The 25,062-nt window shown below is 40.9% G+C and carries 29 protein-coding genes; 10 read left to right on the top strand and 19 right to left on the bottom strand.

The features are described from left to right. Window positions 1-62: 62 nt before the first annotated feature. Window positions 63-569: a hypothetical protein gene (locus MKY48_RS23560; protein WP_339291179.1), complete on the bottom strand. Its 507-nt coding sequence runs from the start codon at window positions 567-569 to the stop codon at window positions 63-65. Between the two features lie 209 nt (window positions 570-778). Between MKY48_RS23560 and MKY48_RS23565 the strand changes: the two genes are divergently transcribed. The 3 genes from MKY48_RS23565 (at window position 779) to MKY48_RS23575 (ending at window position 2,882) form a co-directional block, all read left to right on the top strand. Continuing rightward, window positions 779-1,210, top strand: coding sequence for a BlaI/MecI/CopY family transcriptional regulator (locus MKY48_RS23565; protein WP_076325813.1), 432 nt, complete (start codon window positions 779-781; stop codon window positions 1,208-1,210). Then, window positions 1,207-2,007 carry a M56 family metallopeptidase gene (locus MKY48_RS23570; protein WP_339266693.1) on the top strand — a complete coding sequence of 267 codons (801 nt, stop codon included), beginning with the start codon at window positions 1,207-1,209 and terminating at the stop codon, window positions 2,005-2,007. The genes MKY48_RS23565 and MKY48_RS23570 overlap by 4 nt, the downstream gene beginning before the upstream one ends. Before the next feature lie 98 nt (window positions 2,008-2,105). Continuing rightward, window positions 2,106-2,882: a prolipoprotein diacylglyceryl transferase gene (locus MKY48_RS23575; protein ID WP_339291182.1), complete on the top strand. Its 777-nt coding sequence runs from the start codon at window positions 2,106-2,108 to the stop codon at window positions 2,880-2,882. Between the two features lie 137 nt (window positions 2,883-3,019). Here MKY48_RS23575 and MKY48_RS23580 read toward each other — a convergent pair whose 3' ends face one another. From MKY48_RS23580 to MKY48_RS23655, 16 genes are all read right to left on the bottom strand, one after another. Then, a complete protein-coding gene (locus MKY48_RS23580) occupies window positions 3,020-3,544 on the bottom strand; it encodes a GNAT family N-acetyltransferase (protein ID WP_339266696.1) in 525 nt (174 codons plus the stop codon). A gap of 96 nt (window positions 3,545-3,640) precedes the next feature. Then, window positions 3,641-4,288, bottom strand: a complete 648-nt coding sequence (locus MKY48_RS23585) for a FusB/FusC family EF-G-binding protein (protein WP_339266698.1) — start codon at window positions 4,286-4,288, stop codon at window positions 3,641-3,643. Window positions 4,289-4,565: 277 nt separating this feature from the next. After that, on the bottom strand, window positions 4,566-5,024 hold the full coding sequence (locus MKY48_RS23590; protein ID WP_339266700.1) for a GyrI-like domain-containing protein: 459 nt from the start codon (window positions 5,022-5,024) through the stop codon (window positions 4,566-4,568). Between the two features lie 69 nt (window positions 5,025-5,093). After that, window positions 5,094-5,564, bottom strand: coding sequence for a GNAT family N-acetyltransferase (locus tag MKY48_RS23595; RefSeq protein WP_339291185.1), 471 nt, complete (start codon window positions 5,562-5,564; stop codon window positions 5,094-5,096). A gap of 64 nt (window positions 5,565-5,628) precedes the next feature. After that, window positions 5,629-6,066, bottom strand: coding sequence for a GNAT family N-acetyltransferase (locus MKY48_RS23600; protein WP_339291186.1), 438 nt, complete (start codon window positions 6,064-6,066; stop codon window positions 5,629-5,631). A 107-nt stretch (window positions 6,067-6,173) separates the two neighbouring features. Beyond that, entirely contained in the window at window positions 6,174-6,710 is a 537-nt protein-coding gene (locus tag MKY48_RS23605; RefSeq protein ID WP_339293549.1) for an NUDIX domain-containing protein, read from the bottom strand. Between the two features lie 28 nt (window positions 6,711-6,738). Continuing rightward, window positions 6,739-7,554 carry a GNAT family N-acetyltransferase gene (locus MKY48_RS23610; RefSeq protein ID WP_339291188.1) on the bottom strand — a complete coding sequence of 272 codons (816 nt, stop codon included), beginning with the start codon at window positions 7,552-7,554 and terminating at the stop codon, window positions 6,739-6,741. A gap of 98 nt (window positions 7,555-7,652) precedes the next feature. Further along, the gene (locus tag MKY48_RS23615) at window positions 7,653-8,057 is read right to left on the bottom strand and encodes a GNAT family N-acetyltransferase (RefSeq protein ID WP_076325863.1); all 405 of its coding nucleotides are present in this window, start codon (window positions 8,055-8,057) and stop codon (window positions 7,653-7,655) included. A gap of 336 nt (window positions 8,058-8,393) precedes the next feature. After that, on the bottom strand, window positions 8,394-9,563 hold the full coding sequence (locus MKY48_RS23620; protein ID WP_339291190.1) for a DHHA1 domain-containing protein: 1,170 nt from the start codon (window positions 9,561-9,563) through the stop codon (window positions 8,394-8,396). A gap of 159 nt (window positions 9,564-9,722) precedes the next feature. After that, window positions 9,723-10,172: a GNAT family N-acetyltransferase gene (locus MKY48_RS23625; RefSeq protein ID WP_339291192.1), complete on the bottom strand. Its 450-nt coding sequence runs from the start codon at window positions 10,170-10,172 to the stop codon at window positions 9,723-9,725. A 317-nt stretch (window positions 10,173-10,489) separates the two neighbouring features. Beyond that, the gene (locus tag MKY48_RS23630; RefSeq protein WP_339291194.1) at window positions 10,490-11,422 is read right to left on the bottom strand and encodes an aminoglycoside phosphotransferase family protein; all 933 of its coding nucleotides are present in this window, start codon (window positions 11,420-11,422) and stop codon (window positions 10,490-10,492) included. 144 nt (window positions 11,423-11,566) lie between these two features. Continuing rightward, a complete protein-coding gene (locus MKY48_RS23635) occupies window positions 11,567-11,929 on the bottom strand; it encodes a hypothetical protein (protein WP_339291196.1) in 363 nt (120 codons plus the stop codon). Between the two features lie 46 nt (window positions 11,930-11,975). After that, window positions 11,976-12,479 (bottom strand): DUF4275 family protein, encoded by a 504-nt coding sequence (locus MKY48_RS23640; RefSeq protein WP_339266714.1) that lies wholly within the window; start codon window positions 12,477-12,479, stop codon window positions 11,976-11,978. Window positions 12,480-12,517: 38 nt separating this feature from the next. After that, entirely contained in the window at window positions 12,518-13,135 is a 618-nt protein-coding gene (locus tag MKY48_RS23645; RefSeq protein WP_339291197.1) for an HAD-IA family hydrolase, read from the bottom strand. A gap of 73 nt (window positions 13,136-13,208) precedes the next feature. Next, window positions 13,209-13,616 (bottom strand): hypothetical protein, encoded by a 408-nt coding sequence (locus MKY48_RS23650; RefSeq protein ID WP_339291198.1) that lies wholly within the window; start codon window positions 13,614-13,616, stop codon window positions 13,209-13,211. Between the two features lie 198 nt (window positions 13,617-13,814). Next, window positions 13,815-14,003, bottom strand: a complete 189-nt coding sequence (locus MKY48_RS23655) for a DUF4083 family protein (protein WP_339291200.1) — start codon at window positions 14,001-14,003, stop codon at window positions 13,815-13,817. A gap of 491 nt (window positions 14,004-14,494) precedes the next feature. Here MKY48_RS23655 and MKY48_RS23660 point away from each other — a divergent pair, with 491 nt between their 5' ends. Then, window positions 14,495-15,316: a hypothetical protein gene (locus tag MKY48_RS23660; RefSeq protein WP_339291202.1), complete on the top strand. Its 822-nt coding sequence runs from the start codon at window positions 14,495-14,497 to the stop codon at window positions 15,314-15,316. A gap of 176 nt (window positions 15,317-15,492) precedes the next feature. Here MKY48_RS23660 and MKY48_RS23665 read toward each other — a convergent pair whose 3' ends face one another. Beyond that, window positions 15,493-16,698 carry a macrolide family glycosyltransferase gene (locus MKY48_RS23665; protein WP_339291203.1) on the bottom strand — a complete coding sequence of 402 codons (1,206 nt, stop codon included), beginning with the start codon at window positions 16,696-16,698 and terminating at the stop codon, window positions 15,493-15,495. 794 nt (window positions 16,699-17,492) lie between these two features. Here MKY48_RS23665 and MKY48_RS23670 point away from each other — a divergent pair. The 4 genes from MKY48_RS23670 to MKY48_RS23685 are packed head-to-tail and all read left to right on the top strand — an operon-like array spanning window position 17,493 to window position 20,987. Then, window positions 17,493-18,656, top strand: a complete 1,164-nt coding sequence (locus MKY48_RS23670) for a betaine/proline/choline family ABC transporter ATP-binding protein (RefSeq protein WP_339291205.1) — start codon at window positions 17,493-17,495, stop codon at window positions 18,654-18,656. A 1-nt stretch (window position 18,657) separates the two neighbouring features. Beyond that, on the top strand, window positions 18,658-19,323 hold the full coding sequence (locus tag MKY48_RS23675; RefSeq protein ID WP_339266726.1) for an ABC transporter permease: 666 nt from the start codon (window positions 18,658-18,660) through the stop codon (window positions 19,321-19,323). Continuing rightward, complete coding sequence (locus MKY48_RS23680) at window positions 19,320-20,273, top strand: glycine betaine ABC transporter substrate-binding protein (RefSeq protein WP_339291207.1); 954 nt, start codon at window positions 19,320-19,322, stop codon at window positions 20,271-20,273. The genes MKY48_RS23675 and MKY48_RS23680 overlap by 4 nt, the downstream gene beginning before the upstream one ends. A 12-nt stretch (window positions 20,274-20,285) precedes the next feature. After that, window positions 20,286-20,987, top strand: a complete 702-nt coding sequence (locus MKY48_RS23685; protein ID WP_339266730.1) for an ABC transporter permease — start codon at window positions 20,286-20,288, stop codon at window positions 20,985-20,987. Window positions 20,988-21,148: 161 nt separating this feature from the next. Here MKY48_RS23685 and MKY48_RS23690 read toward each other — a convergent pair whose 3' ends face one another. After that, window positions 21,149-21,766 carry an alpha/beta hydrolase gene (locus tag MKY48_RS23690; RefSeq protein WP_339266732.1) on the bottom strand — a complete coding sequence of 206 codons (618 nt, stop codon included), beginning with the start codon at window positions 21,764-21,766 and terminating at the stop codon, window positions 21,149-21,151. Window positions 21,767-22,424: 658 nt separating this feature from the next. On the opposite strand from MKY48_RS23690, the gene MKY48_RS23695 reads away from it, so the two are divergent. Both MKY48_RS23695 and MKY48_RS23700 read left to right on the top strand, forming a co-directional pair. Continuing rightward, on the top strand, window positions 22,425-24,020 hold the full coding sequence (locus MKY48_RS23695; RefSeq protein ID WP_339291208.1) for an extracellular solute-binding protein: 1,596 nt from the start codon (window positions 22,425-22,427) through the stop codon (window positions 24,018-24,020). Window positions 24,021-24,090: 70 nt separating this feature from the next. After that, window positions 24,091-25,053 carry an ABC transporter permease subunit gene (locus tag MKY48_RS23700; protein ID WP_076325791.1) on the top strand — a complete coding sequence of 321 codons (963 nt, stop codon included), beginning with the start codon at window positions 24,091-24,093 and terminating at the stop codon, window positions 25,051-25,053. Window positions 25,054-25,062 lie beyond the last annotated feature (9 nt).

Genomic DNA, 25,062 nt, shown 5'->3' on the forward strand with positions numbered 1-25,062 from the left:
GGATAGTACAGGATGTACAGGACGATTTAAACATCACTGATTGGCCGATTCATATCGCTTTCTCACTCAATTTCGTCGGTTTCGCTCCAAATAGCATATGCGCCGTAGCCTAAATACTCGCGCACCTCAAGAACCTTACTGCCCCGTATCAGAATTTCCATACCATTTTCGGAGTCCCACGCTGTACCTCCACCCAAGATTGCTCCGAATGTATTATCGTTTCGATCATAAGGATTTCGATAAAGGTCAACTTCCCCTACGGACATAAACTTCAAAATATCCTCTCCATACACTCCCTCTAAGCCGGGAGAATAATCAGCCGTATCGCTAGACATTTTGAGATTTTTCCACGCGCATGCTTTCTTGCATATTTCGTTTATGTTTTCATCCGGCAGCTGATTCAACAGATCTTGTATGTAAATTTCCGCTTCTTCCACACTCATGTCTTCCGTGCTAAAACGATATTCAACTTCACATTCGAACAACGCAAGATACCCAAACCCAGACATGCCGGTTTCCTCTGAAGGATCTTCTATTCCTACGTGTTTTAACTCAAATCTTTCGCTCACGCTATCTTCCTCCCGAATAATCCGTTTATTCTTGATTTATAATTCAATTGCTATATTCTTCATTCTCGACTGCACGGCAAAAAACCTTTTGCCACTGACGCTTCGCATGTACCGGGACACTCCATGGTCCCCCAGGCTAGGCACTGGCTGAAGGAAGTTGACTTTTATCCACAACCATACTACGATATGTAGTATGAGGTGGAATAGGAATGAAGATTAAAAAAATGAATATCGATGGTGAAGGCCTGAATCGATTTTTTGGACCACTGGAGTCTCGAATTATGGATATTCTCTGGTCTTCGGAAGCGCTTAGTATCAAGGAAGTCCAGTCGATCCTGAATCAGGAGAGTCCGATCTCGATCAATACGGTGATGACCGTCATGAATCGTCTTCTGGATAAAGGCCTGCTGACAAAGACGATGACGGGAACCGGCCGGACACGGGCAGCCAAGTTCAGTCCGCTGCAGTCAAGGGAGCAATTTCTCACCGAACAGACAAAGGAAGTGTCGCAGGGACTCATTCAAGAGTATGGGAGCTTGGTCGTGAACCATATGATCGATGCGCTGGATGATGTCGATCCCGAGGTGATCGCAAAGCTGGAGCGTAAATTAAACGATATCAGACACGGGAAAAAGCAATGAATCCCACCACACGGCTAAGATGTACCTATGCACTGATGATCGTATTCGTTTCTGTTGTTATCGTACATATGGGAATATTCATTACCTACCAGGTCCGAAGCGGAATATTTCAAGGTCCCGTTCTGAATTACGCCTTAATCGACATTGTCATTGTATATACAATTGTTCAGCTCATTTGGCGAAGTACCCGGCAATTGGTTTTATCGCATAAATGGTTAAAGCACTTCCGTGCCAACAGGCACGATAAATTATCCAAGCGCCTGAATTACAAGTACCGCGGCTGGGGAACGGAAATCATCGTTGTACAGGACAATGCCTTTGTGGCTCTGACAATTAGTCTTCTGCGACCGAAAATTGTCGTGTCCACTACGGTTTTAGAGATGTTTAATGACAAGGAAGTAAAGGCAATTTTACTGCATGAACGATATCACTGTCGCAATCATGATGGTTTAAAATCGTTCTTTTCGACCCTGCTGGCAGACGCCTTTGGTTATTTACCAATCGTTAAACCGATTCTTCGGTACTATCAGACGTGGCAAGAGCTGTTTGCTGACCGATTCGCCATCCGAAAGATGGGCACGGAGCTGTATTTAGGCAGTGTCTTATTAAAATTAGCCCAACTTGGTAAGCTTCGGCGTTATGAGGCTGCCGTTCATTTTACGGATACGACATTGCAATACCGGGTCATGCAGGTTCTTGAGCCTGACAGAGGGGTGAATGTTCCGCTAGCCCTGCTGAAGCCTTTTCTGAGATCCTGCTCCATTTTGCTACTCTTTATGTTGACCGGGGATTCGTAATCCCTTTTTTTGAATTATTATACTACATCATGTAGTTTGATCACACCGAGCATAAACAGAATATTTTATCCGGGAATCTATGAGGGGGGTATGAACATATGCACAATGAACTCATTCGTATCGGACCTGTGACCATTTATGGATATGGATTGATGATCGCAATCGGAATCCTTACCGCTTACAAGATCGTTGTTAATAGAACCGCATCTAGGCAACTGGAACTTTCTCATGTTTCCTCTCTAACTTTCTGGAGCTTATTAGGCGGATTGATCGGAGCTAAGCTTTTGTTTTGGATAACCCAAATAAATAATATCATCCATGATCCTTCATTGGTTCTGAATTTTTCGGAAGGATTTGTGGTATACGGTGGAATTATCGGGGGAATTGGGGTTGGTTATGTCTATAGTAAGAAGAAAAAGATAAACTTTCTAAAATACCTTGACCTTTTTGTACCCTCCCTTGCATTAGCGCAAGGCTTTGGAAGAATTGGCTGCCTTCTCGCCGGCTGCTGTTATGGTGAAGAAACGGATGGTTGGTTTGGAATTACGTTTCACGAATCCGAGCTTGCCCCGAATGATGTCAAACTCATTCCTACACAAATATTAGAGAGCTTACTCAGCTTTTCCATTTTTTTTATATTAATCTACATTGCAAGAAGAAAAAGGCCTAACGGCCTAATAGCAGGTCTATATCTCATTTTTTATAGTTCAGGGAGATTTATTATCGAATTTTTCAGAGGCGATATCATCCGAGGACAGTTCGGTGCCCTCGCTACTTCGCAGTGGATCGCACTAGCTGTTATTTTGGTCACTTGCATCGTATTCTTGACTAAGGCTCCCAAAAAAGATCACGATATAAGATACGGACAATCTTGAGCCCTTCACTATATCGTGTTTTCTTCCCTAGAGTAAAAGCGTTAGATACATGGCGGGGCTCAGCCTTAAAAAATGAAAAAACTGAGCCCCGATAGTATATCCTGTCTTCTTGTAGAAACTGATCTTGATCTCTAATATCACGTAATCTTAATCCAATATCTTTTAATTACGTTTCCATCTTCCTCTATGTAATCTGTATCCGGCCTCCCACCGTTCTTGATAATAGTTCTTTCCGATCCCACATTACCGGCATCACAGACAACTAATACATCGTTTATCCCCAGTTTCTTAGCTTCAATCAAGGACAATTCCAATAGTTTAGTCGCATAGCCTTTCAATCTTTCCAACGGGCGGATTCCATAGCCAATATGCCCGCCAGCATTATATAAATGTTCGGTTAATTGATGTCTAATATTAGCCGCACCTAATACTCTATGATGATGATCGACCAACCAAAAGGTTGAATCGGAGACCCAGCCTTCCTTTACACCAATACCCTTCTCTTGATTAGAGAGTTCCTTCAACATTCCCTGAAAATCACTTGGATCCTTGCTTATGACCCAGGGGATCATATTCTCACCGGATTCTTTCCATTCTTGATAAAATGATAAATATTCTTCTTCAAGCTCTAGCTGAGGCTTAACTAATCTTACATGGTTCATATGTTGAACGTCCTTTCTTGGCATTTTATGTCCTTCAAACGGGAACATAGTACAAAATAGGCTGCCCCTAAAGGCAGCCTATTCTAGTTACTGTGTTTACTTGCTGGCGGAGAGAAGGAACTTCTCAAGTGCCCCTGTATCGGTAATACTGTGATTACATGCTTGGCTATCCAAACATACGTATTGGCCAATGAAAGAAAGATTATCTGGTGAAGCGACGGCTGGCTTGGTCTTGACCGAGAACAAGGCAAGCTCTTGATGCCGGTTGCAGAACAGACAGTACCCTTTCTTGTTGGTTGGGGTGATTCTCCCCTCGATCCCGATGAATCTTCCTTCGAACGGATATACGATAAATAACTTGTTAGTGGCAATGTCCACCCAGCCTAAATACGTTACATATCGAAAATCGATCGATTGCAGATCCGGAACTTTCAGTTTCTTATTTTTAGGAAATAGCTTCTGAATCTGTTTCAGCGTAATCGTCGGATAAGGCTCCAGATAGGGTTCTAATGCGTTAAGATATTTCTGGAAATCCTCGGCCCTCTCGATGGTTGATATTTCGCTCAGCATCCGCTTCTGATCCTCTGTCAAAGACGGAAATGCTTCCATAGCGTTCGTTACGGCACGATATCTAACCGTTTCCAAAACCTTTCGATCCGCGACCGTGCGCAATGTTTTCAGAAGGAACTCCGATTGTTTTTTAATCACATTAAACTGGTGGTTTCTAATAAATGGTGTACTCATAGCTTTCAGCCCCTTATTTTTATTAAAAATGAAGGTGCAAAGCCTGTTATTAGAAACGATAAAGTTAAGGTTGGGCGATCGAATTCATCTATCGCACCCCACGCAAAGTATCGCCCCAGATCAGGCTTTGCATGAGGACTTCCTAGCTAATGAGCAATTCGGTATTGCCATCAGTATAACCCCCAATCACATATCATACGCAAAATTATAACAGCAAGTGCCAGATGGCGCAATTTATTCCGTTGGAATGAAACACCGTCTTTCTCAAACTTCAAATCTATTTAATGGTGTCATACAAGTCTGCTTCAATATCATCCACTTTCCCTTGTCCCCATTCATCCGAAATCTCCAGATGCCAGGATCTCAGCAATCGTTCATGGTTATTTTCTCGTATCCAGTGATGGAGCTTTTCATATGTATCTCTAATTTCATAATTAGGCCCCTGATGTCGTTGGACTGCATATTTTTGTTTTGGAATGACTAAAGAAACCATCTCTTCAGGAACCTTTTTGATTTCATTTACCTCAACACATACCCAATAACCATCTTCTTCTTCTGATACTTCCTCAACGAAGAATGCACCGACAAGTCTTGCCGGTGTTACAACGTCATGAATCTCATGCAATCTTTCTTTAAGTTTAACAGAAGCCTTGGGGATCTCATTGACATACTGGTCACCTGAACATACCACTCTTATTCCGACTAACTTCAATTCATGGAGCTCGACTACTTTCATAGGGCTCACTCTCTTTCGTTGAATTGATTACCTTCACGCTTCGTCTTTCTAGAACTCATACCGGCTGTTTTACTCACAGAGCATGTTTTGCATTGGTTCTTTGCAATGCTGGTATCCATTCTTTTTGTAAAAATTAACCCCTCCATCACTGGGCCATACTATAATAAATTCATATTTGTTCTCTTTTGCCCATTCGTTGATTTTTGATATTAATTTACTTCCTATTCCTTTACCTCGATAATCAGGTTTCGTATATACATTCGTCATATATGCAAATGGATGTGTGATTCTTCCTGGTCTCGGTACCTTGTGAATGAGTTCAATATATATGTTGGACACGACCATTCCGTCTTCTTCAGCAACCCATATTTCCCAAATATCACTTTGAAAAGCACCTAATAAAAATTCATAACACTCCTCGTAAAAGTCACTATAGATTTCATTTTGTAATTTTCCATCTAGATCGTCCTCAAGTGTAAAATCCCATCTCATTTGAATGAGTTGATCCATATCTTCCTTAGTCGCAATTCTTATTATCATTGAAACACCCCAGAATTCATTAAAATCACTTCACCTTTCAAATAACTCCACACACTATCTGATGTTACTTCTTTGTACTGAATTCTTGAATGTATTTCTTTGAATCTTCCTTGTATCTCTCCGTGTAATTATTCTTGGAAAATTCACTGATTACTTTTCTCCAAAAAGATATGGCAGATAGATTACTCTCCATCTGAGCTACTTTCCAATTTGCTTTGAATAACCCAAATGCCTGTTTAGCTGCGGTGCGACCGATCCCGTTTCTTCTATATTTCTTCAAAATCATAAAATCATAAATTACATGCGTTGGGTCTGGATCCGTGTCTAAGTTTTCAAAAAGCACAACCAAGAATCCTACAATTGCTCCTGACGATACTATGAAATACGGGTTCCATCTAGGGTCATCTTCCCAATAGAAATCAATGTTCACCCCGTATGTTCCATCATCATTTAAATCCTCATTAGTATATCGACTAAAATCATAATGATAAAATTGATACATGTTTTGATAATCTTTCTTTCTCTTGAACTGTAACAGGAATAAGTTCGATATCCATAACGTCTCCTTTTTTATCTACCTACTATTTCTGGAAGTTTCATAGATTCAGCCTAAAGATCCGGTTTACTTGGTTTCCAACTTCCTTCCAATCTATGTAACAACATATAATTGGGGTTTGCTTCCCAAGCTTCAAAGGGCACAAAACATGCTGCATTCATCGCATCTAATAATCTAGATCTTTGCTGCGGTCTCGTTATGTATTCCTCGATATTAGATTGATCAATTTTTATATATCTAGCTTCGAGTATCTCATCTTCTTGTATTTTAATTTCTCCACTTATGTATTGAGCTCTAAAACATATAGACAAAACTTGTTTTGTTGTATTCATATAAACACCGGTTATACCAATTGGCTTAATAACGATGCCCGTCTCCTCAAGAAACTCTCTGCAAATTGCTTTATCAAGGGGTTCCCCTAATTCAACATTGCCACCTGGCATTTCCCATGTATCTGAACGCCAATGTGTTCTAAGCAACAATACCTCACCACGATCATTAGTGACTAGAGCTGAAACCGAAATACATTGTTTAGGTATCTGGTATTCCAAACTACTCACTTCCTCTAATTTAACTTTAGACCCTTTCATCAACTGAGATGTTTTCTCTAAAATGCCATTAGGATAAACCATAATAGGATATTTGGTAGTCAAAATCAAGGGACATTCCAACTTTCTCTGCAAGTCGAATAGACCCTTTATTATCCGGAGTACAGTCCCAGTAAGGATGAATTCCTTGTTGTAGGCATTCCTGAACAAATGCTCGAGCTACTGCAGCGCCATAATTTCTTCTTTTATGCTGTTCAAGAGTTTCGATATCAATTGCATGCGTTTTATCCACAACAAATGCTGAAAAACATAAACTCACCACATGGTTATTATCCTCAACAAAGTATCCGAAGCCTTGCTCTAAGAAAGAGTCTGTAGAATCCCAAAACCGTAATATTTTGCTTTCTAAAAACGAATGGTTTTCCAATCGTCTTGACTTCAATAACTCACAACTTATCCGTTGAATATTCACCTCTTGATCTTGAAATTCAATAGATTGAGGATTCCCTCTTAATGTAAACACATGTTGAGTATCGCTCGAAATGTTACGCTGCTGAAAAATGTTTTGTATCGTTTTATCCCAAGGATCAGGATCTAAGCCAATCTCGACCCAATTAATATTTTGCTTCTGTAGTTTGGGTTCTATATGCTTTCTCATGTATTCTTCTAATCCTGTTAAAAAAGATATACTCTGCGGATCTCCAACAATCTGAAAGCCTTTTTGTCCTTCAATCCAAATGAATGCTGCTGTGGGTTCTGTTGAATGATCTACATAGACCCCACCCGGGTTATTTCCACTAACCACAGCCCTAACCTCGATATTCTTACACTTATCCGTAATGTGCCTTATTTTATAAAACTCTGATTTATTCAGTTCTGTTATCATTGTTACATCCCCGATTCTATGATTTATTGATTAGACTGAATTAAGGAGCATATAAGTTTCTTGTATTACGAACCGAAGAGGATTCTTGATCCATATCGTCAATTCCGTTTTCTTTTTATTACAAATGCTTTATCTGCCCTTTCAAATCCGATCCTCTCATAAAATCCTGCGGCTTTCGGTGCTGAAGTGAGGACATATTGAATTTCGTCTTCTCCTAATTTGTCCCTCAATACTCTTATTAGTTCTTTGCCAATTCCTAATCCCTGATAGTCCATATCCACTGCAATATCTGAAATATAACAGCAATATGAATAATCTGTAATTGCCCTTAAAAATCCCACCAGTTTACTTCCTTCTCTTACCGTTATAATCTCATCTGCATTATCTATCATCCTATGAATTCGATCTGAATCGCCTACCGGTCTCCTGATCCCTGATCGAATAAATACTTCTTCAACCTCGCTGACAATACAGTTATCATTGATTTTATATTCCAAATTCACAGTCAAACCCTCGTTTATTTTATTTTTCACTTACTAACTATGTCTTGGCCTCCATAACGCTTAGCAAATTCTTGATCCAATAATTCAGCTTCTTCTATTGTAGTTAGTCTCTTTATGTTTATGATGTGCCTCATGTTTAATCTCCTTGTTCGATATAAATGTTAAATATCCAATGCGTAAATACTATGTTATCTGATGTCATTAACTCTAGATTCCATTTGAAATAACGTATGCACAAAACGCCCCATCCTAAATAGCTTTTATCTTAGGTTGAGGCGTTTATTGTTTGAGCTGCTTGAATACTTTCTACTTATAGACCGCTTACTCCTTTTCAGGCTAACTTAAAGACTGTGCCGCAAAATGGTAAAACGCCATGGCATCCTCCCCGGTGGCAAAACCGGCCTGTGCCATCTTGTCGCTGCCCCCGCCTTTACCGCTATAATCAGCCAGATACTGCTTGAAGAACGCACCGCAGGCGAGTCCGCTCTTTCCTCCTTGAGCGAGGACTACCTTATGGTCCGCGTTGGACACGAAGAGCACGATAAGTTCAGCTTCTTCGGTAAGCTTGGCCGCCAGGTTCTGCATATCCTTCAGCGGCTTGTCCGCAAAAACGTGTTTGATCAGGCTGCCTTGACGGTCTGCCAACAGCTTTCCCGCCAGGTAAGCATCATTCTCGGCCTTCACGGTGTTCAATTCAGCCTGGAGCTGCTTCTGTTCTTGATCCCATTTTGCAATCCGATCTAGAATCTCTTCCTTTCCGGTATTAAACCTAGCCGATAGGCTGCCGAGAATCTCCATTCCGGCATTAAATTCATTCAACGCTCGATATCCGCATTTAAAATAGATGCGCATATGCCCCTTCTGCTTCTCGGCTCTCAGCAGTTTAATCATTCCGATCTCACCCGTTGCGGAGACATGTGTACCTCCACAAGCGTTATATTCGATACCTTCAATTTCAACGATCCGGATATCGTCGGTTACCTTCGGCTGCTTCACAAGCGGCAGGGCAGCAGCCTGCTCCCGGCTCACAAAATAATTCGTTACTTTTCGATTAAGGTAAATCTGATCGTTAATTTCCAATTCCAGCATCATCAGTTGGGCCTGAGACAGGTCAGATCGGGCGATATCAATCGTAGTGTAATCTTGACCCAGGTGAAAACTGAGTGTTTCCGCCTGGCATACTTCCAGACATATGGCAGACAGGAGATGCTGGCCGCTATGATGCTGCATATGGTCGAATCTTCTATTCCAATCCAAACGACAGCTAACCTCTTCCTTCTCAGGCAAACGCTCGACTCTATGCAGAATTTCTCCTTCTTCCTGAACAACATCAAGAACGGGAATCTTATCGATCCACCCTAGGTCACAGGGCTGCCCTCCACCGTGCGGATAAAAGGCCGTTTCCTCCATTACTAGATAGGTCCCGTCCTCCCGCTCCAGTCTGCGTGTGATTCGTGTCTCCCACTCCCGAATATAAGCGGATTCGTAATATAGCTTCTTCGTCATCTTCATGTCCTCGCAGTTCTCAGGTTAAATTTACTTCAGGCTCAACTAACTACTTAATAATAAAACAACAAAAAACATATACAAGGTAATTGGATCTCCACAGATGGAACTTCATCTGCTATATATCCCGTGACAGTCATATTTACTCCTGATACGGAACTAGAAAGTCTTCTCGAAAATATATAGATCATCTTCTTCTCTGACTTTGGTGAATCCACACTTTGTATAGAAGTGATGATTTTTAACACTCCACCTAGGAGTATCAAGCCACCATTTTGTACTATCCGGAAAACTTCCTTCAATTTTTTTCATTACTTTCTTACCGATTCCTTGATTCTGATAGTTTGGATCAATAAAAATCCGCCCTAGATTATGTACTTGATTGCTTTCTATAAATATCATAGCGCCCCCAATGATTTCTCCATTATAGAGCACTTTAAAATATTCACAACTATGCATCATCTCTTCTTGCCAACTTACGGAATCGTATCCTAGTGGGCCACAGATTTCATTATTATTAAAATGTTTCGATTCATCATCAAAGCTGGCCTTTTGTATTTCAGCAAGTTTTGGTGCATCACTTTTTATTGCTCGTTCTAGTATCAACATGAGATACAACTCCATTATGTGATTTATTTGTCCTTCACAGGTTTTCTCCTAGTAGCTCACGTGGATATTAACGAAACAACCCAGCCTTAGACATTTCTTATCTTAGGCTGAGTAATGAAACCAGATTGTAAAACATCAAAATATTCTTTCAAAATAGAATCAAACTCAGCATCCTCGGAGACCTTCTCTATATTTCCAAAGAATCATTTCTTCCGTTTCCATCATGATTTTATCATACTAAGAGTCGAGCATTCTCATTGTGTTTCGTGTATTCTTTATACTAAATTCCCTACTGTGAATCACATTCATCATCTTATCTACGATATCGCCATCTTCAGATACTTATTTAGTTCATTCAGCCATCTCTCTTCTTTTTTCCATACCTGCAGGAACCATGACATATAACGTAATCCCATATATCGTGAAGCTACATTAAAATGTCTCGTAAAAATATCCTTTGATAAGTTCAGCCCCCGCGAATTTACCAATTGCCTATAATTTTCCGCTTGGGAAGCTTCTCTAAATCTAAGTGAAATATCTAAGTACAAAGACCCATATCTCGCTTCTTCCCAATCAATAAAATATACTTCTTTATTGTTATAAATTAATGTATTTCCAGGATGTAAATCATTATGTATGAGGGTAAGGGAACTTTGGTCTAAAAGCACTTCCTTGATGTCTTTAACAATATATTTTGCTGATTGTTCAACTTCAGAAATATATTGACCAAATGTACTTATAAAATCTGCATCCAGCTTTGCCTCATCCCAACTTGGTCTCCACTTTTCGTTTAATGCATATTCAATATGATTGGGGTCTGCAAAAGGGAGCCAACTCAATTTATCCGACTTTTGATAATTAACCGCATGAATATGAGATAATGCCAATAGTTCATTTGATTGAAGCAAATGATAATTCAAATGACTGTAATCTGTCTTATAGTCAACATCTTGCATGCAAAGATACACTCTACTACTACTTATTAAATCAGGTGTGTAACTAAAAGGTACATTTGCTGATTGTTCGAAAAGATGTGAAAGCACTCGCCTTTCAATCAGAGTTGCTTGCTTTGAAATAAGATTAATAGTTCTTTCATCATTAGTATCTCTCAATCGTATTTCATGTCTCTTTAGTGCAACGGCTGATAAACCGTAGGCTAACTCAAGATCATTAATACTTAAAATTTCAGCGGTTGGCGATATGTATCGTTCAATGGTACTCTGAATTGTTTGTCTGAGATCAATATTCATTTCTCCTCCTTGAAACTCGTTACAGTGATTGCATATAACGCTTTTATATCTACGAGTCCATAGTACGATGCCCTCCAATCATATTGAATTTATTAATTTCGGTTACTTCATTTAAGAAACCTTTAATCTCGATATGAGGATCTTCTAAGTCAATATTATGATTTCCTTCATACTTTCCTTAGGAGCAAATACGGTGAGAAGTAATTCTTCTCCTGGATTAATATTGAGTTTATTATTTCTAGCTTCAATCTTAAAATCATTGCCTCTAAAACCGTTTTCAACTTTTATGGGAAAACTTAAATATACAATATTCTGTACTATAATATGACTGGATTTGTTATGTAATTTTAATGTGAACACTTTTCCATTTGCTTCTTCTGTTTGTTCTATTAATTCTAATTTAATATTGTCAATGTCGTCTGTAGTAACTTCTCTCTTATTACTACAACTTACGCTAATTAGTAAGCACAAGATGACGAAAATAATGAATACTGGTTTTCTATCCACTTCCTGAATCCCTCCCAAATGTATAGTAATCTGGTTACTGTCGAAATTATTTCACTTTGTAAAAATACGGCCCACACATGTCTTCATGGGTATTCACATACGTCCAAGTAAAGTTTTTATCAAAAATATATATATCTTGTTGAGAATCAAAATCCTCCGCGACTATGGCATTTGCGTTACTGTATAGAAATACATCGGGGGAGTCTTGGTACATTACATATAATTCATCTTTACTTTCTGTATTAAAAGCATTTCTTGCTTCATGTTTTTTCAAACAATCTTGTATTTCATAACTAAAAATATGCCACTTATATTGACTGTAATAAATGCTTTCTTTTACATCTTCACTAATGTTTAGTGTAAATGTCTTATCCCATCTATTAATAATTTCTGTTGCTCCATCAAATACATCTGAGATGTTTACGGCTTTTTCAATTAATTTTTCCCTGTATAAATAGTTTTCTTGAAATATTTTTATTGACCAATATATTTTTTGCAATTCTCTTTCTGGTAAGCTATCTAAAATCAATTGAATCTCTTTTCTGATCAAGTTCTCTCCCCCTAAATAAGTGTAATCCTTTATTATACTTATGGGCCCTCTTCTCGACTTGCTAACAAAAGGCTCTTTCCTAGCATCGGTTCAACTTGTTCTATCCATTTATGCTCTTTATCTGCTAACAAGGTTTTCCATCCAAGTTCGATAACCGGGTTTAAGTTTTTTTCCTGATCATCAATATAAACAACCGTTTGGCCTGGTTCAAATTGTTTCCCGACATGTTGATAAATTCGGATATCAGGTTTTCTTAACCCTACTTGATTTGAAATCGTTATGCTCCTTGTATAAGGTTCTACTCTTTCTAAAATCGGTTCCAACCATTCCTTACAATGATTACTTAATATATGAATATCTGCGAATTCACTCCATTCAGCCAAGTAATTTAATCCTGGCAGCGGTTCCAGTGATTGCATCAACAACGCTCTGGCCCGCTCTTTGTTGATCTGCTTCATTCGCAGGCTCATCCATTCCCAAAATTCATCTTCTTTAAGCTTTCCAGTCCATAGATCCTTTCGAATCTCATCAAATTGTTCTCGAATGTCTTGGAATGAGATTTCGGAATCCTCAGATAATTGCAGCCAAACCGCAGATGAAAAATTACTAATTAATACACCAGCTAAATCTAATACCAGTTGTGGCTTTGCAGTCACTGAATCATCTCCTAAAATCTTATACACAAGCTTTACCGAGGGGTTAAGCGAAGTGGAAGGCATCATTGAAATACTAAGAATCGTCACTATTCTTTATGTCAATTGAAATATGTTTTCTTAAATCAGTAATGTATGCGTATGCATCATTAATCTCAGTAATTCCTTCAACAACATTGTCCCTTAATTCTTCAATAAAAAATTTAAGCTCACTCTCACGTAAATCTATATCCTTCAAATAATTCTCATTATAATCCTTGATAAAATCTGACTTGCTCATATAAAGTTTAAAACGTTCTATAACATAAAGTTCCTTAAGGGTGATGAATAAAGCTAGAAAATCCCTAAGGTTTCTCGCAACCAAGTTTACTGCATTTCCAAAAAACATGGGTTGTATAAAAATAATTGGGGCCTCTTCTAAATCTTTAATAGATGGATTAAACGTGTAAAAAGCGAAGTGGTCCCCACCTACCCCTGTTCCCATGATTAAAGCTAATATAAAAACCTATATAATGATCGACAGTATGCCCATTTCGTTGATGAAGGTCCTTTTATCCAATTGAACAAACTTTTCTAAGGTTTCTGGCATTTTGTAATTTAACGGCATCTAAGGTTCCCCTGCTATTTAATATCTGTTATATCGAATAACCTTCTTGCATACACGGACTACTTATTTTAGAAATTATTCATTGATCTTATTTAATTCTTGATTTAGCCTATCTATTTTGTCTTCTATTCTTCTCAAGCTTTCTTTTGTATTTTTTGTGTGTAAAATTAATCTATTCACAAATCGAAATAATCCTACAAAGAACAATATAACTAATAATATAATGAATATTTGAGATAACGCTGCCATCCAAAAAAAATCCAAGTTATTAGCCCCCTTAATAAACTAAAACTAAATTACGGACCATTGTCCCTTAAATCGATTGTTAACATTAATATTTTCAGGTGTTTCACATAAGATTCAGATAACCTTTCTTCCATCATTATACATATGGCAATCAAGCGGTGGTAGTCCAATAGTTTGAATACTGTGTTATCGGATTTCATTCCTTCCACTAACCAACTATCATTCCTCGCTAGTTCAATCATTCAATAAATATACACTCTAACATCTTCTTTCATCTAAATTATCTACATAAAGGATTTTTCACTACAATGTTGAGTTGACAGATGGAGAAGTAAAAAAGCCCTACTGCGTGTCTTCAAACTTACGCATTGTCCGTAAAGCCAGTCTCCGTAATGCCTCTTAGTTCAATTTTGAACGGGATATAAAATTCTTGTTAATATTCATATGGTTAACAACCGATAATTACCTCAAGGGAATATTCACCATTTCGTTATAAGGGACGTGTTTAAATGCCTCAAATTACAAGCGTATCAAGCAGATCACAGTCTACGCCGCCTGTAAAGTCCAGAACAAATATTATGTCTCCTATTGACCGGGAGATTGAGCAGCTAATCAATCAAAAAGGAATTATTAATGAAAAAATCGCGAGTATTAAATCAGACGAAAAGCTGGACTCTAAACAAAAAGATGAAAGAATTAAACTTTTAACCACGGATATGCAATTACTTGAATCTCAAATTATGCAGAAGAGAATGGAGAAGACTGAAGAGAATAAGAATAACAATAGTGCTTCTTCTCAAAAGGAGAATTTGAGTAATAAAATCGAAATGGATACAAGTAAGCAAGATGTGTCAGGCATATCAATGGAAAAGTTTTTACAAGCTAGTAATCTACATGACCAATTGACCAAAATGGCAAGTGTACGTAGATCACTGAAAGTGGAAACTGACACTCTTAGGCATGAAGTAAGAAAGGGAAGAGCTCTTCTTGGAGGTGAGAATGAACCCGGCGACCCAGGCAAATCGGAAATGAGGAAGAATCTAGAATTGACAGTTAATAAATCAAAAACCGATGAAGCGCTAAACATCGAGATGAAAATTACTGAATTGGATCGTAAAATGAGTGAAAAGATCGAAGCCACTAAAGAAGAGATTCAAAGCGATAACAAGAAGATCGTCACCAGAGAGGTTGATCATAAGGAAGATGTATCCGTATCTGCACAAACTGTAAATGCTGCTGATACGCTAAGGCAGAATCAGGATGCCGCCGATAAGAATAAGCATAATAACCTTGAAACACAACGGAATATTGGTATTGACATTCGCGTTTAGAAGAGAACTAAACTTCAAAATATACATATATTTATCATAAGATAGAACCCGTCGGGTCAAGGATTGACTTGAAAATGAATAGCACCGTATGAACAGTTATTGACTGTTTGTAACGGTGCTATAGTTATATGCTCATGATCTTGTCGGTCCCGTGTTTTTTTTCCAGTGCACACTCATTATTCAGATCTATATTGACTTTTATATTCAAAAATCTCATCAACAGCTTGATGGTAACCACCCGATTGTCGAAAAGATCCACTAATATTAGCAGCTGCTTTCTTGAAAGATGAGAGGCTTAACACATGATCTGCAGCTTCACGCAATTGATTTGCAGTCAAGCTTTGCATTTGTAATGTTATGCCTGCTCCGATATTGGCGACTTGCCCCGCTATGATTGGCTGATCTGCGCTTTGTGGGATTACAATGAGCGGAACCCCATAATAAAGACCTTCATGGGTACTGTTCATTCCACCATGTGTAATAAATAATTTAGCATGTTGCAGTACATCGGTTTGTGGAACGTAATTCTTTACGATGAAGTTTGTAGGAATTTCACCTAAATCAGAAATTTGGACTTTACTTCCACTCGACATGACAATCGTATGATCGGTGTTCCCAAATGCCTCAATACAAAGCTTATAAAAATCCATCACATGATTAAACACGGTACCCAGTGATATATAAATGGGGTTTTTCCCCTGGATTGCAGTAAAGTCGAAGCTTTCTTGGGTTAATCGTGAAGAGATGGATGGACCTACAAATTTATACGTTTGGTCGAATGCTTCTTCTTCAGGTTGAAACTCCCTTGTTGTATAAACAATCGTAAGCGGCGCAGGATTGCACAGCACTTCATAAGGCGAATCGATCTCCACATTATATTTTTCCTGCACCATTGCCGTCAGGCTTTGGAATTTATCGTGTATAGGTTTAACGATGTCTGCAGGGACATTATTAAAAAATGGTTCAAGCACCTTATCGAACGATTCTTTTGTCTGCGCAAAAGTAGTACAAGAGTTGATTGCAGGAAGCTTAAGAATTTGAGCAAGTAAACGACCGCAACCAAACATGGAATCATGAATGATATAATCAAAATGCTCTCCATTGATCTGTTCAAGAACGCTTGGTATGACGATATCTGCCGTAAGTAAAAGACCGTTGGCTCTTTCGAGCAAATAATCTCTCCCACCTGAGATAAAGGCTTTAATAAATTTTTGATCGTCAAATGTTCGAACGGTTGCCCCCGCCTTCTCGATACGCTCCCGAAAAGCTTCTATACAAAAGTACACGACCTCTTCTCCACGCGAAATAAGCTCTTGCACAACGCCAATCGTTGGATTGATATGTCCTTCAGATCCACCATTAATAAATAACACACGCGCCATATCTACCACTCCTTAAAAGGGACTGTCTCCTACCATCGTTCAATCAATGGAATCAAGTTTATCATAGTACAATATTCAAAAATCTCAAAACTTGGATCGCCCATACTTTCCGGTTGAGCAATGTCCTTACAGAGCGGGTCTGCTTCATGGACAGTTCTGGACCCGAAGTACTAAAAATTCAAAATCGTTCTGTATACATGTTTCAAACTAATGCTAACTGGGTAATAGTATTAAACATATTAATGCATTAGGCAGTTATACGGTCCTTCTCGAAGGGGACTCGTTGCCTGCTTACGCATTTTGCATATATCCATTTGGGCCGAGGGAAGCAGTGGCACCATGACATAGCTGCTTGATTCTCGCAGGTATAACTGGGATTCATGTATGAGATCGCATATTTTCCCGAATACGAACAGGGGCATACAGGCTTGGAATACTTCTTCGGATGGATGTAACAAGGGATTGCACAGTTTGGAAAGCTACAATGCATATAAAGGTGGAATTTTGGGTATGTAAGTCAATACCATAACGATGATTTTTAACTTAAATTGTTAGTACCCTCAGGGCTTCCTCTTAGATCTTTCTCCACCCCTTAATCATGCGCTTAATCCTATTCCATTTTGATTTCTTTTAAAGCTAACTTGCTTAGCTTCATTTTCCATTTCTACATAACAAGGCTGAAGCCTTCCCTTATCTCTGGCACCACACTTTTCCTTCAACAATTTTTGGGTCCCGATGGATGATATGCCAAATGCTCCGCATAATATGGATACTGCTTGCAAAGGGGCGATTGAATGATAGTACTGGAGCATGTGAACAAGGTTTACGATAATGGCTTTCACGCGCTGAAAGACATTAATCTGGAATTCAAAAAAGGGGAAATTACCGTCCTCATCGGACCGAGTGGCTGTGGCAAATCGACTACCATGAAGCTGATCAACGCGCTTAATACGCCATCATCGGGTAAAATTCTGATTGATGGTAAAGATATCTCGAGATTGAATCCGGTTGAACTGCGGCGCAATATCGGCTATGTCATTCAAAGCGTTGGTTTATTTCCACATATGAATATCTCCAAGAACGCGGGCGTGGTTCCACGTCTGAAGAAGTGGGATAAAGACAAAACAGAACAAAAAGTAAATGAATTGTTGGACATGGTCGGACTGGACCACACCATTTATGGTACGCGCTATCCATCCGAGCTTAGCGGCGGACAACAGCAGCGTGTAGGCGTAGTGCGAGCGCTTGCCGCTGAACCCGATATCATCCTGATGGACGAGCCGTTCTCCGCACTGGATCCGATCAGCCGTGAGCAGCTTCAGGATGAGCTGATCCGGCTTCAGCAGGAACTCAATAAAACCATTATTTTTGTGACGCATGATATGGATGAAGCTATTAAAATCGCGGATACCATCGTTCTGATGAAAGATGGGGAAGTGGTTCAAACGGGTAGACCGGACAGTATTTTACGGCATCCCGCAAACGATTTTGTACGTGACTTTATCGGTTCGAAACGTCTGCAAAATGAAAATGAAAGCGCCTATGAAATTCCGCTTGTTGATGAAGTGATGATTACGAATCCGGTCACGGCATTCCCGAGCCGGGGATTAGCTGAAGCCATCAAGATGATGGAAATGAAGCGGGTCGATTCACTGCTGATCGTGGACCGTAACCGTCAGCTTCAAGGAGCGGTTTCAATCTACCGGGTTCTCGACCAATACGGCGAGGAAGGCAAAACGGTGGCTGACGTTATGCATCCAGTCCGTTTTTCTGTGGCTTCGGGAAGCACGCTTCCACAGGCCATCGAGATCATGGACAGCCATCAGCTCAGTAATCTTCCTGTCATAGACAGTAATAACCGGTTCCTCGGATTAATCACAAGAGGCAGTGTGGTTAAACATTTGGCCGAAGTCTATCCAACGATGGTTCCTCCGGTGCTGAACGGAGAGGGTGAGTGATATGAACGCATTCTGGAGTTTTATCACGGAACGTTATCCGGATATTCTAAATGCATTGCAGGAGCATCTGGTCCTCTCATTCTCTGCCGTGCTTTTGGGGACTGTTGTTGCCGTACCGATCGGAATCCTGTTGGTATACAACCGGATAGGCTGGATCAACAGCATCGTATTTTTCATTACGAACCTGTTTCAGACGGTTCCAAGCCTGGCGCTTCTGGCTATTCTGATTCCGCTGCTCGGCATCGGCATGAAGCCGGCCATACTCGCGCTATTTTTATACTCCCTCATGCCCATCCTGCGGAATACCTATGACGGTTTTCACTCCGTGGATAAAGGGGTGCTCAATTCGGCCAGGGGGATGGGATACAGCACCGCCCAAACGATTTTGAGGATTCAGCTTCCCTTATCGCTTCCTTACATCATGTCCGGTATCCGCATTACGACCGTGTACATCATCAGCTGGGCAACACTGGCTTCCCTGATTGGTGCTGGCGGTTTAGGCCAGCTTATTGTATCTGGACTTGGTGTCAACAAGCCCGAGATGATCTTCATCGGTGGCATTGGTGCCATTCTCCTGGCACTTGTAGCTGACGGTCTGCTTGGGCTGCTTGAGGGCTGGCTAAGCAAACACTACCATCAGACTCACACCCGGGACGCTGCGATATGAGTCACATCAACCGTAGACAGCGAGGCGGACGGAACAAGGAAGGCGTGATGAAACTGAAAAAGCTTAAATGGGCTCCGTTGTTAATCTGCATGATGGCTCTTGCCGCTTTAACCTCCGCATGCGGAATTCAAAGCGAGATTACGATCGGGACTCAAACCTATACCGAAACCAAGATTATAGCTGAAATGTATAAAGCTCTGATTGAAGACCAAACCGATCTGAAGGTGGATATTATCCCGGATCTGGCATCGAGTTCATTGGTCATCAATGCGATGAAAAGAAACGACGTTCAGATGGCAACATTATATACCGGTGAGATTTTCAACAACCATTTTCCGATCAGCGGTACCAAAGACCGCGCCAAAGTCTTGAAGGAAGCTCAAGATGGATTTCAGGAACACTTCGGGTTCACCTGGATGAACCCTTTGGGTTTTGAGAACACCTACGCGTTCACGGTAAGAAAGGATCTGGCCGAAGCCAATGGATATACCAAAATTTCCGATGTCAAAAAAGACATGGATCGTATGAAACTTGGGGTAGATACCACATGGCTGGAGAGAAACACGGATGGATATCCGGCGTTCTCCAAAGCATATGACATTAAATTCGGTCAGGTGTTCCCCATGGAAATCAGCCTGGTATACAGTGCGGTAGCCAATGAGCAGGTGGATATCGTGTTGGCCTATTCTACGGATTCCCGGCTGAAAGCCTACCAATTGCAGACGCTTCAGGATGACCAGCAATTCTTCCCTCCATATGATGCAAGTCCGGTATTGCGTTCGGACCTTTTAAAGAAGCATCCTGAAATCCAGGATACGATAGCGCCTTTAATCGGTCATTTGGATGCAGATACGATGATATCGCTTAATTATCAGGTGGACATTGAGAAGAAAAGCGAACGAGAGGTGGCAATCGCGTACTTGAAAGAGCAGGGCCTCTTGAAAAGCTAAAGGAGGGTAAGCATGGAAAATGAACATTTAACATTTGCCGACTTTTTGTCGTATATATCACGAAATCAGGGGTTGCTCTGGGAGTATTTCATCCAGCATATTACGATGGTGGTTATCGGTCTGGGACTGGCATTCATCGTCGGAGTACCGCTTGGCATTCTCTGCTCTAAGAGCAAATGGGCTGCCAAGATCATTTTGTTTATCACCAACATCTTGCAGGTGGTACCGAGCTTGGCCATGCTCGTGGTTCTCATGTTATGGATGGGACTCGGAACGAAAACGGTCATGGTGGGACTCTTCCTGTATTCACTGAATCCAATTGCACGTAATACGTACGTTGGATTAAAACAGGTGGATCCGAGCTATCTAGAATCCGGAAAAGGAATCGGGATGAGCCCCTTCCAAATGCTCGTTAAAGTGCGTTTTCCGCTTGCGCTGACTTACATCTTGTCAGGTTTGCGCATTGCCGCCGTCATCGCCATCGGCGTGGTAACGATTGCTCCACTCGTAGGAGGAGGAGGGTTGGGACGGGAAATCTATGCCGGACTCAACAGCAATAACTCCCTTCGGATCTTTGCAGGCGCCATTCCTGCCGCGGTGCTGGCAATCGTTGCGGATCTTGTGCTTGGCATGCTGCAGCGTAAAATGGATCTGGCTAAACGAAAGTCAGCCAGTGCGGCTCCATCGCCTGTGAAAATGCAAAATATCAACTGACGCTTGTAAAGCGTATATTTGACTCAAACGGGGCATCCCAAAAGATCTAAGATCTTGCGGATGCCCCTTTTCTATGAGTTGTTAGCACCAGCGACTTAAGGTGCGTACGCCTATGTGTGATAAGGCGTTAGACGAAGTCACTTTGTTTAACCTACAACTGATTACTTGCTTAGATATTCCATATATATCCTTACGAGTTTACTTAGAATCTCAATACTTTCCTCAACATTTTCGGTCTCTAAAGAATGATTGGCATTAGGAATTTCAATGACCTCTCTAACTTTGTCTATGTTAATTTGATTTGCAAGTTCATTATTAAACACTTCATCCTTTGTTCCATAAACCACAAGTCCGTTAAACTTGTTGATATAGTGAATTGTATCTTTGATTGGTGTCAAAAATAAGTGTTTGATTGGAATTTCAAGTTTCCCATGAACTTCACCAGCAACTATTGTCCCTATGCTCTTACTAATAAAAACAACTTGCTTGTACTTGCCAATGATTCGTTGAACCGATTCGTGGCTATCTTCTATGACTCTTTGCAGTTCATTAACATCCAAATTCGTTCTCGCAGCTTGATATCCATATTCCAGTACCAATAAATCAAAACCACTTTGAAGTGCGGAGGTTCCAGCAAAATGTAGAATTGGTTTATCACAAGGATAGTTTTTTCCGGGAAACAAAACAACCAACTTGCTGTTTTCCTCATAAAGTTGAATATATTTTTGTTTCATTTCAGTTTTCCAATACGAGGGAACACTTAAAACCTCTAATTTCATTGTCTCCCATCCTTCCCTGTTTCAAATGATTTCGTCTAACGTTTGGATACTCGCGAACCCGAGAACCTTAAAGTCCAAACAAATAATAATTCCATTATTGTTTAAATGCCCCCATTTCGCTAGTAAATAATTATTTTCTTCGTTGGCCAGCTTTAGCGTCCTTATTTCAAATGATTTGCACCCCGATGCAATAAATGGGTCAGAATTTAATAAACAAATGTCATCTATTTCCCCTCCTCACACATTCTTATCTATCCCCATTCGCTTCCCCATTTCAACAGATTCTCCTCTTCCGTCCAAACATCTAACACGAGATCGCGTGGAGCATCAAACACGGCTGTTCACAATCTAGCGTCCACTCTTTTTGTTTGTTGCAGTTCATGCACGTCTCCGACTTTAACTTGTTGAAACTATGCGAAGATTTTTTCGCAGCTTGCAGCTTGCGGCTTGCGGCTCGCTGCTTAACCCCAATGATTTGCAATCTCTCCCCACTTATAAGGGCCAATCTTTAATATGGTCGATTCAGTTTTATATTCGCCAGTGCTTGATCTTAATAATGGCAACCCTTTCCTGATTTTATATGATTCCGGAAAAAACAACCATCCTTTATGCTGAATATGTCAAAAGCACATCAAATATGGAGGAGGAACTACGGTTTATGCAGATGAGCAGGAACATCATCAAAAAGCTTATACCTGTTATAACATCTCTGGGACTGGTTGCCACAGCGATGGCCGGCTGCAGTAGTGAGAAGATGCCAAAGGGGCGTACGGAATCCACAAAGTCAACCCAACCTTTGAGCAACTTATCGTATTGGAAACAGATGCATCCCGACGCAGCCGCTATTATGAAAAGCTATGGTGAGATTACCGCTATTCAAGAAATCGAAAATAAAACCGGTGTCAAAATCGATTACCAACACCCGGCCCAAGGCCAAGCTGGCGAACAATTCAACTTGATGATGGCCTCGAAATCGCTGCCCGATGTCGTTGAATATTCGTGGAATAATTATCCGGGAGGCGCTCAAAAAGCGATTAAGGATGGAAAGATCATTCCATTAAATGACTATTTGGACCAAGCGCCTAACTTCAAAAAGCTGCTGGACGAAAACCCGGAATGGAGAAGACAGGCGTCAACGGACGATGGCGATCTTATCGGTTTTCCGTTCATCCGCCCCGTGAGAAAACTGCAAACCCACTCCGGCCCGGTTATACGTAAAGATTGGTTGGACAAGTTGGATTTGCCTATTCCCAGAACCATCGACGAATGGTATACCGTTTTGAAAGCGTTTAAGGAACAAGATCCCAACGGCAACGGAAAGGCGGATGAAATTCCGATCATGATGGGAGCAGGCGAACTTGCCTTTACTGGCGCTTTTGGCATCCCGAACGGCTTCTATCACGAAGGAAATACGGTTAAATATGGCCCCGTTCAACCCGAATATAAGCAATACCTGGAGGCTATGAACCGTTGGTACAATGAAGGCTTGCTGGACAAAGACTTTGCAGCCAATGACAGCAAAATGTACGATGCCAAAATAACCGGCAATCAGGTCGGTGCGGCTGTTATGGCTGTAGGCGGAGGCATGGGCAGGTTTATGGATTTAATGGAGTCCAAGGAACCGCAATTCAAGCTTATTGCCACACCCTATCCGACGTCACAATCTGGCGGTAAACCGATATTCGGTCAAATGGACAATCAGATTGTCGGCATATTCACTGCTATAACTGAAAGCAACAAGCACATCGCTGAAACCGTAAAATTCTTCGATTATTTCTATAGTGAAGAAGGACGAATGATCATGAACTTCGGTAAAGAAGGCACATCCTATACGATGGTTGACGGTTATCCGAAATATATGGATTCCGTCATGAACAATCCGGAAGGATTGCCGCTTGCCCAATCCCTGAAACAGCATGTCTTGTCCGCTGATGCGGGTCCTTTCTTGCAGGATGTACGCTATATGGAGCAATATGCGGCCAGACCGGAGCAGCAAGAGGCTTTGACGGTCTGGGCAGAACCTTCGAATGAAAAAAGAATGCCTCCGATCACCATCGCCCGGGAAAATAATAGCCGATATGCCTCGATCATGAACGATATCGATACGTATAAAAATGAAATGATCGTTAAATTCATTATGGGCGCAGAATCGCTGGATAAGTTCGATGAGTATGTCGCTACCATGAAAAGCATGGGTATCGACGAGGCAATTCAAATGCAGCAATCCGGATTGGAACGCTATAACAACCGATAACATGCCTACTACACTGGAGACGGAAAGCTTGCGGCTTGCCGTTCTCCGGTATTCAAAGAAGGAGTAAACCATGCCTAATGTACAGAGAAACATTGTGAAGACGGCAACGGGGAACCGGGCAGAGAAGAAATGGAGCATGATAAAAAAGGACATAATACGGAACCGCTACATTTATCTTATCCTGCTGCCCGTCGTTGCCTACTACATCGTTTTTCATTACGGACCCATGTATGGTCTGCAAATTGCTTTTAAAGATTACGGACTTGCCGACGGAATTTGGGGAAGTCCATGGATGGGTTTCGATCATTTTGAAAGTTTTTTTGGAAACTACTATTTTTGGAGACTGATTCGGAACACCTTGCTGATCAATATCTATGAATTGCTGTTCGCGTTCCCCGCTTCGATCATACTTGCCTTATTGCTTAATGAGATTCGCAGGAGTTTTTTTAAACGGATCGTCCAGACGATAAGCTATCTCCCGCACTTTATCTCCATCGTCGTTGTGGTCGGGATGATGATCGATTTCTTTGCCCGCGACGGTCTGGTGAATCAACTTCTTGGCATGATCGGACTTGAACCGATTGCCTTCATGCAGGAGCCGGGGTGGTTTCGGTTCATGTACGTCTCTTCCGGCGTCTGGCAGGGAATCGGATGGGGCTCTATTATCTATCTCGCCGCCATAGCCAACATTGATCCGACTCTCTATGATGCGGCCCGGATTGACGGAGCAGGACGATGGAAACAGACCTTGCATATTACCCTGCCCGGGATCATGCCGACCATTGTGATATTGCTCATTCTCAACATGGGATCCATGCTTTCCGTCGGGAGCGAGAAAATTATTTTGATGTACAATCCGATGACCTATGAGACGGCCGATGTCATCTCTACCTATGTATTCAGGAAAGGTATCCTGGGAGCCGATTTCGGTTATACCGCTGCCGTTGGGTTATTCAATTCGGTCATCAGCTTCATTCTGATCGTACTCGCCAATTCCATTAGCAAACGAGTGAGCGAACATAAATTGTGGTAAGGGAGGACC

The organism is Paenibacillus sp. FSL W8-0187 (genome assembly GCF_037969755.1).
In the GTDB taxonomy this organism is placed as follows: domain Bacteria; phylum Bacillota; class Bacilli; order Paenibacillales; family Paenibacillaceae; genus Paenibacillus_AQ.